8 protein-coding genes are annotated in these 9,195 nt (G+C 69.8%); 1 reads left to right on the top strand and 7 read right to left on the bottom strand.

Features of this window, described 5'->3' with window-relative positions:
* The 4 genes from FJV41_RS45535 to aroF form a co-directional block, all read right to left on the bottom strand.
* The coding region (locus FJV41_RS45535) for a phosphoribosylanthranilate isomerase (protein ID WP_141648898.1) at positions 1-410 on the bottom strand (410 nt) is incomplete at its 3' end.
* Complete coding sequence (locus tag FJV41_RS45530; protein ID WP_141648897.1) at positions 407-1,165, bottom strand: indole-3-glycerol phosphate synthase TrpC; 759 nt, start codon at positions 1,163-1,165, stop codon at positions 407-409. The genes FJV41_RS45530 and FJV41_RS45535, both read right to left, overlap by 4 nt.
* A gap of 56 nt (positions 1,166-1,221) precedes the next feature.
* A complete protein-coding gene (trpD, locus tag FJV41_RS45525; protein WP_141648896.1) occupies positions 1,222-2,238 on the bottom strand; it encodes an anthranilate phosphoribosyltransferase in 1,017 nt (338 codons plus the stop codon).
* Positions 2,239-2,241: 3 nt separating this feature from the next.
* A complete protein-coding gene (gene aroF / locus FJV41_RS45520) occupies positions 2,242-3,267 on the bottom strand; it encodes a 3-deoxy-7-phosphoheptulonate synthase (protein WP_141648895.1) in 1,026 nt (341 codons plus the stop codon).
* Positions 3,268-3,457: 190 nt separating this feature from the next.
* Here aroF and FJV41_RS45515 point away from each other — a divergent pair, with 190 nt between their 5' ends.
* Positions 3,458-4,711, top strand: a complete 1,254-nt coding sequence (locus FJV41_RS45515) for an NAD(P)/FAD-dependent oxidoreductase (protein WP_141648894.1) — start codon at positions 3,458-3,460, stop codon at positions 4,709-4,711.
* A 254-nt stretch (positions 4,712-4,965) separates the two neighbouring features.
* On the opposite strand, the gene FJV41_RS45510 is transcribed toward FJV41_RS45515, so the two are convergent.
* The 3 genes from FJV41_RS45510 to FJV41_RS45500 form a co-directional block, all read right to left on the bottom strand.
* Positions 4,966-5,952 carry a hypothetical protein gene (locus tag FJV41_RS45510; protein WP_141648893.1) on the bottom strand — a complete coding sequence of 329 codons (987 nt, stop codon included), beginning with the start codon at positions 5,950-5,952 and terminating at the stop codon, positions 4,966-4,968.
* A 156-nt stretch (positions 5,953-6,108) separates the two neighbouring features.
* Positions 6,109-8,076, bottom strand: coding sequence for a molecular chaperone HtpG (gene htpG, locus FJV41_RS45505; RefSeq protein WP_141648892.1), 1,968 nt, complete (start codon positions 8,074-8,076; stop codon positions 6,109-6,111).
* A 147-nt stretch (positions 8,077-8,223) separates the two neighbouring features.
* Entirely contained in the window at positions 8,224-9,024 is an 801-nt protein-coding gene (locus tag FJV41_RS45500) for an endonuclease (protein WP_141648891.1), read from the bottom strand.
* Positions 9,025-9,195 lie beyond the last annotated feature (171 nt).

Raw genomic sequence — 9,195 nt, 5'->3', positions numbered from 1 at the left:
CCGCCATACCCCGGCGCCGCCCCGTCCAACAGCAGCCCGGCCACGTCTCCCACTCGCAGATACGTCCGAGCCCGCGCCACATCATCCGGCCCTTGCACGCGCAGCGCCTTGATGACCGGCACCCCGTACCCCGAGCAGGCCTCCGGAGGCTCGTCCCCATGGAGCTGCACCGCCGTGAGGCCGCACTCCCGCACCTTCGCCCGGATGTCGTCCGGCGAGGCGTTGACGAACACACCCACCACCGTGCCCAGCGGCGGCCGGGTCCGCGCCAGCGCCGCCGCCGTGGCCACGTCCACGCACCGGGGAGAGCGCGCGTAGAAGTTGAGCCCGAGCGCATCCGCGCCCGCCTCCCACGCGCCTCGAGCATCCTCCAGCCGGGTGACACCACAGACCTTCACCCGAACGCTCACGGTGACAGGCCTTCCTCGCCGAGCAGCCGCCGCAGCGCCCGTCCAGGGTCCGCGTCGCGCAAGAGCGATTCACCCACCAGCACCGCGTCAGCTCCGGCCTCACGCGCCGACACCAGCTCCGTTACGGACTTGAGCCCGCTTTCGGCCACCAGGACCCGAGCGCGAGTCCGAAGCCGAGGCATCACCCGCAACGCCGTGCCCACGTCCGTCTTCAACGTGGCCAGGTCCCGGTTGTTGATGCCCACCAGCTCCGCGCCCGCCGCCAGGGCTCGCTCGGCGTGCGCCTCCGTGTGCGCCTCCACCAGCGCGGCCACCTTCACCGCGCGCGCCGTGGCGAGCATCTCCCGCAGCTCGCCGTCCTCCAGCGCATCCGCGATGAGCAGCACCGCGTCCGCTCCCCACAGCGCGCTTTCCTCCACCTCGCGCGCGGCGACGAGGAAGTCCTTGCGCAGCACGGGTACCGACACCGCCGCTCGCACCGCGACGAGGTCCTCCAGCGCGCCGCCGAAGTCCGGCCCGTCCGTGAGCACGCTGATGGCGCTGGCCCCCGCGGCCTCGTAGGCCCGCGCCACCGCCACCACGTCCGCGTGGGGAAACGCGCCGCCCGAGGGACTCTTGCGCTTCACCTCCGCGATGACGCTCAGCAGGCGCCCCGGTGCTCGTCTCAGAAGCGCGTCCGCGAAGTCACGTGGCTCGGGACGCGCGCGCGGCGACAGGGGAGGCCGCTGGGCCAGCTCCCGTCGCTTGCGCGCCATGATGAGGTCCAGCGTCCCCGGCGCGGCCGGAGACGCACTTCCTGAATGTGCCCCGCTCACGACACGGCCCCGTGGATGAGCGAAGCCAGCTTGCGCGCCGCCGCCCCTGAGTCGATGGCGTGCTCCGCCTTCCGCACGCCCTCGCGCAGGTCCGACACCATGCCCACCACCACCAGCGCCGCCGCGGCGTTGAGCAGCACCGCCGTGCGCAGCCCGGAGCGCTCGCCGGCCAAAAGCGCGCGCAGCCGCTGCGCGTTCTCGTCCGCGTCGCCGCCGGCGATGGCCTCGCGAGGCACCAGGTCCAGCCCCGCGTCCTCGGGCCTCACGGTGAACACTCGCACCGTGCCGTCCTCTCGCAGCTCCGCCACCTTGGTGGGGGAGCAGGGCGAGATTTCGTCCAGCCCGTCGTGGCCGTGCACCACCCACGCGCGCCGGCTGCCCAGCCGTCCCAGCACGCGCGCGGTCTGCTCCACGCGCTTGCCGTCGAAGGTGCCCAGCAACTGATAGCGCGCGCCGGCCGGATTGGTCAGCGGGCCCAGCAGGTTGAACATGCTGTGAAAGCCCATGTCCCGCCGCGCCTGGGCCACGTGCCTCAGCGCGCTGTGATGCGAGGGCGCGAAGAGGAAGCCCACCCCGTGCTCGTCGATGTCGAGCGCCACGCGCTCATGAGGGCGCTCCATGGAGACCCCCAGCGCGGCCAGCACGTCCGCGCTGCCACACCGACTGGAGACGGCGCGGTTGCCATGCTTGGCCACCGTCACCCCCGCCCCGGCGGCCACGAAGGCCACCGCGGTGGAGATGTTGAAGGTGTGCGCCCCATCACCCCCGGTACCGCAGGTGTCGAGCACCACTTCCGCCCGGGGAGACAGCTTCGCCGCGCAGGCTCGCATCGCCTCCGCCGCGCCGAGGATTTCGTCCTCCGTCTCCCCCTTCATCTTGAGCGCCGTCGCCAGCGCCCCCACTTGAGCAGGCGATGCCTCTCCCGCGAGCATCAGGCCCATGACCCGGGCCATCTCCTCGCGGGTGAGGTCGCGCCGGCCCACCACCTTGCCCAGCGCTTCCTTGAGTGTCATCGCCTATCCCAGCGACACGACTTCGCGGCCCATCGCCCGCGCAATCGCTCGCACTTCGTGCATGGATTTCTCGAACTCGGGGAAGTCCAACGACTGGGCTCCATCCGACTTCGCGCGCGGCGGGTCCGGGTGCACTTCGACGATGATGCCGTCCGCCCCCACCGCCACCGCCGCCCGCATCATCGCCGGCACCGCCTTGCGCACGCCGATGCCGTGCGAGGGGTCCACGAAGACGGGCAGGTGCGAGAGCTGCTTGAGCATGGGCACGGCGTTCAAGTCCAACGTGTTGCGCGTCATCGTCTCGAACGTGCGGATGCCGCGCTCGCAGAGGATGACCTGGGTGTTGCCACGGGCGACGATGTACTCGGCCGCCATCAACAGCTCCTTGATGGTGGCGGACATGCCGCGCTTGAGCAGCACTGGCTTGCGGCGCTCGCCCACCGCCTCCAGCAGGCTGAAGTTCTGCATGTTGCGCGCGCCAATCTGCAGGATGTCCGTGGCTTCGTCGACCGCGTCCAGCGTCGCGGTGTCCTTCACCTCGGTGGTGACGAGCAGGCCCGTCTCCTTGCGCGCCTCCATGAGCAGCGCCAGGCCGTCACCCTTGAGGCCCTGGAACTCATAGGGGCTGGTGCGCGGCTTGAACGCTCCACCGCGCAGCATGGTGGCGCCCGCCTTCTTCACCGCGTGCGCGGTGGAGAGAATCTGCTCACGCGACTCCACCGAGCACGGGCCGGCGATGACGTGGAACGACGCGCCGCCGATGGTGAGGTCACCCACGCGCAGCTGCGTGTCCTCCGGCTTCACCTCGCGGCTGACGAGCTTGAAGGGCTGGGAGATGGAGACCGCGTCCGCGACGCCGGGCAGCACTCGGAAGGGTTCGGGTTCCACCGCACCGGGGTTGCCGGTGATGCCGATGGCCGTGCGAGTGCCCCCTGGAATCGCGTGCGGTTGCCAGCCACGACGGCGGATCTCGTCGTTCACACGCTCGATGTCCTGGGCCGTCGCGTCTGGTCGCATCACGATCAACATGGGGATACCCGCTTTCTCTCCGCTAATTGACGCCGGGAAGCCGGCGTTGTGAGGCCTCGAGGTTTCGAAACCTCGCCTGCCAGTTCCGCACAGTGTTCGCTCGCGAGCAACCCGGACGACAGTGCCACTTGCGGCTCGCGCTCCAGGCGACCCAGCATGGAGGGGGGCCAGCGCGGATGTGGGAGAGCACGTGTCGAACCCGGACGTCATCGTCGTGGGCGCGGGACTCTCGGGGCTGGCGTGCGCGCGAGCGCTCGTCCAATCCCGCTTGAAAGTGATGCTCCTGGAGGCCGAAGCGAAGCCGGGTGGCCGCGTGCGCACCGACGTGCACGAGGGTTTCCTGCTCGACCGGGGATTCCAAGTGTACCTCACGGCCTATCCAGAAGGTCAGCGGATACTGGATGTCGAGGCGCTGAAGCTCCATTGCTTCATGCCCGGAGCAAAAGTGTGGAGGGGCGGGCGGCTGCACACGGTGGTGGACCCGCTGCGCCAGCCCGTGACGGCGCTCGCCCATCTGTTCGGTTCGGTCGGCACGTTCTGGGACAAGTTGCGGGTGTTGGAGCTGCGGCAGTTGGCGCGCTCGGGCGAGGAGGTGGACGTGTGGCTGCGTCCCCAGCGCACGTCGCGGCGCTATCTGGAGGAACTGGGCTTCACGGAGGAGATGGTGGAGGGCTTCCTCAGGCCCTTCCTGGCGGGCGTCTTCCTGGACCGTTCGCTGATGACGTCCAGCAGGTTCCTCGAGTTCGTCTTCCGCATGTTCTCCTCGGGGGACGCGGGCGTGCCGGAGCAGGGGATGGGCGCGATTCCCGAGCAGCTCGCCGCGAAGCTGCCTCCCGGGTGCCTGCGCGGACACGCCCCCGTGGCGGAGGTGTGGGGCCACCGTGCGCGGTTGGCGGACGGGGAGATGGTGGGTGCGCAGGCGGTGGTGGTGGCCGCGGATCCGCCGGCCGCGGCACGGCTGCTGCCCGGCATGCCGGTGCCGATGATGAACGCGGTGACGTGTCTTTACTTCGCCGCGCCCGCGCCTCCGGTGGAGGGGCCCTGGTTGGTGCTCAATGGCGAGGGGCGAGGCGTGGTGAACAACGTGGCGATGATGAGCGAGGTCTCTCCGGCGTATGCGCCGCGCGGACAGTCCCTCGTGTCCGTGTCGGTGCTGGGCGTGTCCTCGGATGGGGAGGCGCTGCGCGCGCGGGTGTGCGAGGAATTGAAGGAGTGGTTTGGCGCGGGCGTGGCGGAGTGGCGGCATTTGCGGACGTACTCGCTGCCGTTCGCGTTGCCCGCGCAGACGGTGGAGGCGCTGGAGCCTCCACACCGTCCGGTTCGACTGTCACCCGGGCTCTACGTGTGCGGTGACCACCGGGACAGCGCGTCCATCCATGGTGCGTTGGGCTCGGGGCGACGCGCGGCCGAGGCCGTGCTCACGGACCTGGGGCTGTACTCGTAGCGAGGGCAGCGCGCACGGTGGGCACCGCGTTTGCGAGGCGAGCACCGTGTTCGAGCCACATCTCCGCGCGCGTGGGCTCATGCCGCGGCCCAGCGAGCGCCGCGCTCCATCTCGAATCGACGAGCGCGGCGTTCAGGCTTCGGCTCAGCGAGCGCCGCGCTCCATCTCGAATCGACGAGCGCGGCGTTCAGGCTTCGGCTCAGCGAGCGCCGCGCTCCGTCTCGAATCGACGAGCGCGGCGTTCAGGCTTCGGCTCAGCGAGCGCGGTTCTTGCCCTTGCGCTTCGCCGCCCCGCGAGGGGCCTTGGGCGCCTTGGCCTTCGCCGCGGCACCTCGCATCGCCTTGACCGACGTGGAGCGCTTGGCGCTCACCGTCGCACCGCGCCGCTTGCGGCTGAGGGCTCCCCCAGACCGCTTGCTGGTCGCGGTAGGACGCCGCCGCTTCGCGGCCTCGGCCACGCGCTCCGCACGAGGTGCCTTCGCGGCGCTCTTGCCACCCGCCTTCGCACCCGCGCGCTTCACGGCCTGCTTCCCACGCGCCTTGCCGCTTCCCACCTTGCGACGGGCGTTCTTGCGCGCACGGCCCTTCGTCTCCTCGTCCACACTCGCCGGAGCCGCGCTCACGGTGGGCGCCACGGGGGCCTTCGCGACGGGTGCCACTTCCCGCACCACCGCCACGCTGGCGGTGACCGGCGCCGCGACGCTCGCCGCCGGAGCCACGGGCGCTGTCCTGGCACGCGTCACCGTGCGCCGGGGGCCCGTCGCGGCAGCTCGCTTCGCCCGGGGCGGCGGCGCACCCAGCAGGTCCTCCTCGGCGCCGGCCTCCTCCGTCCACTGCAAGGGGAACGACTCCGCGGTCAGCGGACCCGAGGCCAGGAGCAACGGCGCCGCCAGTTCATCCGCGCCAGAGGCCACGGCCGCCATCGCCGTCACGAGGCTGAGCGTCGTGGGCGCCGCGCCACCTAGCGGATAGAGCGCCACCGAGCCCATGTCATTCCACCCCACCACCAGATAGCGGAAGGCATCCGGGTGGCGCGCGCGCAGCGTGCTCATCACCAGGACGAAGGCGTTGAAGCCCCCGTCATCGAAGCGCACCAGCCACTGGTTGCCGAGCGGCTGACGCACGCGCCGGCGGGGCTTGCTGAGCTCGGCTCGGACCACTCCCTGGATGGCGGCGCGCGCCGAGGGGGCCGCCGTCGGAAGGATGTCGCAAGTGAAGACGGCGAAGGAGGTCTGGGACATCCGGCCATCATTCCCTATCACTCACAAGGCTGTCTAATGCCGCGGCCTCGATTTGCGCGAAAGGTCACCAGCGCTGTCCACCAGACGTCGGCGGAACAGTCCCGCCACGGACCTCCAGCCCCGGATAAGCAGGGCGGAGGTCCATGGCCGCCGCCGTCAGCTCGCGGCCTGCGTGGGCACCGCCGGGGCCGGAACCTCGGGCACCGGCGCCTTTGCGGCCTGCCCCGCCACCTGCGTCAGCAGCGACGTCAGCCGACGCGCGAAGCGGTTCGGGTCGGAGATGGTGCTGCCCTCGGTGAGCAGCGCCTGGTCATGCAAGAGTTCAATCCACTCGGACACCTGCGCCTGCGCGGGGTCCTTCTCGTGCACGGCCTTCAGGTGCTCGATGACCGGGTGCTTGGGATTGACCTCCAGGATGCGCTTCACGCGCGGCATCCCCTTGCCCCGCTGCTGGAGCAGCCGCTCCAGGTACGCCGGCGAGCCGCCCTCCGGCACCACGAGGCACACCGGCGAGTCCGTGAGCCGGTCCGACACGCGCACCTCGCGCACCGAGTCCTGCAGCACGTCCTTCATCTTCGCGGTGAGTCCCTTCAGCCCCTCCGAGTTCTGCTCGTGCTCCTTCTTCTGCTCGTCGGTGGACTGCAGCTTCAGGTCCGCCTGGAGCGCGGACACCAGCGGCTTGCCCTGGAACTCGCGCAGCCCCTGCGCGGCCCACTCGTCCACCGGGTCCGTCATGAAGAGGACCTCGTAGCCGCGCTGCTTCAGCGCCTCCAGGTGCGGGCTGTCCTCCACCGCCTTCCGGGACTCGCCGTACATGTAATAGAGCGCCTCCTGGCCCTCCTTCATGCGCGACACGTAGTCCGAAAGCGACGTCAGCCCCTCCTCGCGCGAGCTCTCGTAGCGCAGGAGGCCGCCCAGCTTGTCCTTGTGCTCGGCCTCGGTGGCCAGGCCCTCCTTGAGCACCGTGCCGAAGGACTTCCAGAACGCCGTGTAGTCCTCGGGCTTGTCCTTGGCCAGCTTCTCCAGGAGGTCCAGCGACTTCTTCACCACGTGCTTGCGGATGGCGCGCACCACCTGCGAGTCCTGGAGCAGCTCGCGCGACACGTTCAACGGCAGGTCATCCGAGTCGATGACGCCGCGCACGAAGCGCAGCCACTGCGGCACCAGCTCCTCGCAGCGGTCCATGATGAACACGCGCTTGACGAACAGCCGCACCCCGCGCTGCTGCTGCGCGTTCAAGTCGAACGGCGGGTTCTTCGGCACGAAGAGCAGGCCGGTGAACTGCTGGTTGCCGTCCGCCCTGAAGTGCGTCCACGCCAGCGGCACGTCCCAGTCGTGGGTCAGGTGCTTGTAGAACTCCTGGTACTGCTCGTCGGTGATTTCGCTCTTCGAGCGCTGCCACAGCGCGCTCGCCTTGTTCACCACCTCCAGCGCGACCTCCGTCTTCGCGTCGTCCCCCGTCCCGGTGGTCTTCTTCACCTGGAGCTTGATGGGGTGGCCCACGTAGTCGGAGTACTGCGTAATCAGCGAGCGCACCCGCCACTCGTCCAGGAACTCCTTCTGGTCCTCCTTCAGGTGGAGGATGACGGCGGTGCCCCGGGCGGCGCGCTCGGCGGGCTCCACGGTGAAGGAGCCGTGGGCCTCCGAGGACCACTTCCACGCCTGAGAGTCCTTGCCCGCCGCGCGGCTGACGACTTCCACCCGGTCCGCGACGAGGTACGCGCTGTAGAAGCCCACGCCGAACTGGCCGATGAGCTGCACGTCCTTCTGCCCGCGCTGGGTCGCCATCTGGAGGAACTCGCGCGAGCCGGAGTGGGCGATGGTGCCCAGGTTCTTCACCAGCTCGTCATGGGACATGCCGATGCCGGTGTCCTCGATGGTGAGCGTGTTCTTCTCCGCGTCGGGGGTGATGCGCAGCTCCAGCTCCGGCGCATCCGACAGGAGCTCCGGCTCCGTAATCGCGCGGAAGCGCAGCTTGTCGAGCGCGTCCGAGGCGTTCGACACCAGCTCACGCAGGAAGATCTCCTTGTGGCTGTAGAGCGAGTTGATGACCAGGCTGAGGAGCTGGTTGATCTCCGCCTGGAAGGCGTGGGTTTCCCGCTGGGGGGCAGCTTCGACGGTCATGGGTACAGGGCCTCCGGGCGCCCGGGTGGGCGGCAAGCGTCGTCTCCCCATAACCATGGAAAACAGCCTGTCGAGGGGAGGGCGCCCGGGAGCCTGCTGTCGGGCCGGGCCCGTGAAGGCCTGGCACCCGGGTCCCCCTCGGGTGGGTTACAGGGGAGGGTAGATGGGCGGGTAGTTGTAGCCGAAGTTGCTGTCCCAGTACGTCTGTCCGTTCACCTCGTAGCGGACGTAGTAGGCCGGGGTGCCCGTCCCGGCGGGAATCCGGGCCTGCCAACGCTCCACGCCCTGGGCGTTGGGGCTGGAGACGTAGGAGTAGCCCACGGAGTACCCGCTGGTGAAGGTGGCGGCGACCTGGTGCGAGGTGGCCCATCCGTCCGTGGAGTACACCACGGTGACGTTCTTCGAGTAGGACAGGTTCTTCACGTCGATGCCGATGTCCACGTCGCCGGTGGGCTGCCAGTAGCTCGTGCCCACCAGCACGTTGGCGCGCGGCAACAGCGGCCCGTCCGCGCGGCCCAGGTGGTAGTTGGCCCCGCCGTTGTTGTCCCAGTACGTCTGGCCATTCACGGTGAACTTCGCCACGAACTCCAGGTCGCGCGTCGGCTGGGGCGTCGTCCCCCAGCTCTGGTACTGCCGCGTCACCTTCCACAGCTCCAGCCCCGCGCCCGCATCGCCCGCGTAGGAAGCGGCCAGGTCCGTCCAGGTGCCGTCGGGCTGCTTGTCGTGGATGGCCACCTGCTTCTCGTAGGCCAGGTTCTTCACCACCACGAAGTACGTGACGTCCTGCCACGTCTGCCCGTAGCGGGTGCCCACGGTGCTCACCGCCTTGAGCAGCTTCACCTCGTCCGCCGCGAGCGCGGAGGCCGACGAGAGGCCCACGGTGAGCCCGGCCAGCACGCACAGCGCCGCGCGCCACCGGGAGAGGAGAGAGAGTCGGTTCGTCGTCATGAAAACCTCTTCATGAGCCAGCCCATCGGCCGGCTCCAGGAACCTGGGGAATCCAGGGCTCTCCCATGTTGGCAGCAGGCCCCGACGCGCGTCGCGTCACGCGTCATGGGACCGTCTGGTTGAAATGTTCTGACGTACACGGGGGCGACGCATTGTTGGGAGGGCGGGCGG

Source organism: Myxococcus llanfairpwllgwyngyllgogerychwyrndrobwllllantysiliogogogochensis (assembly GCF_006636215.1).
Taxonomy (GTDB): Bacteria; Myxococcota; Myxococcia; order Myxococcales; family Myxococcaceae; genus Myxococcus; species Myxococcus llanfairpwllgwyngyllgogerychwyrndrobwllllantysiliogogogochensis.
Note: the sequence above shows the minus strand (reverse complement) of the source record. Positions and strands in the feature narration are given on the sequence as shown.

Excerpts from the sequence above, each read along its gene's own strand:
- FJV41_RS45530 (WP_141648897.1), bottom strand. The coding sequence starts at position 1,165 with ATGGCGCGCAAGCGACGGGAGCTGGCCCAGCGGCCTCCCCTGTCGCCG.
- trpD (WP_141648896.1), bottom strand. The coding sequence starts at position 2,238 with ATGACACTCAAGGAAGCGCTGGGCAAGGTGGTGGGCCGGCGCGACCTC.
- aroF (WP_141648895.1), bottom strand. The coding sequence starts at position 3,267 with ATGTTGATCGTGATGCGACCAGACGCGACGGCCCAGGACATCGAGCGT.
- FJV41_RS45510 (WP_141648893.1), bottom strand. The coding sequence starts at position 5,952 with ATGTCCCAGACCTCCTTCGCCGTCTTCACTTGCGACATCCTTCCGACG.
- htpG (WP_141648892.1), bottom strand. The coding sequence starts at position 8,076 with ATGACCGTCGAAGCTGCCCCCCAGCGGGAAACCCACGCCTTCCAGGCG.
- FJV41_RS45500 (WP_141648891.1), bottom strand. The coding sequence starts at position 9,024 with ATGACGACGAACCGACTCTCTCTCCTCTCCCGGTGGCGCGCGGCGCTG.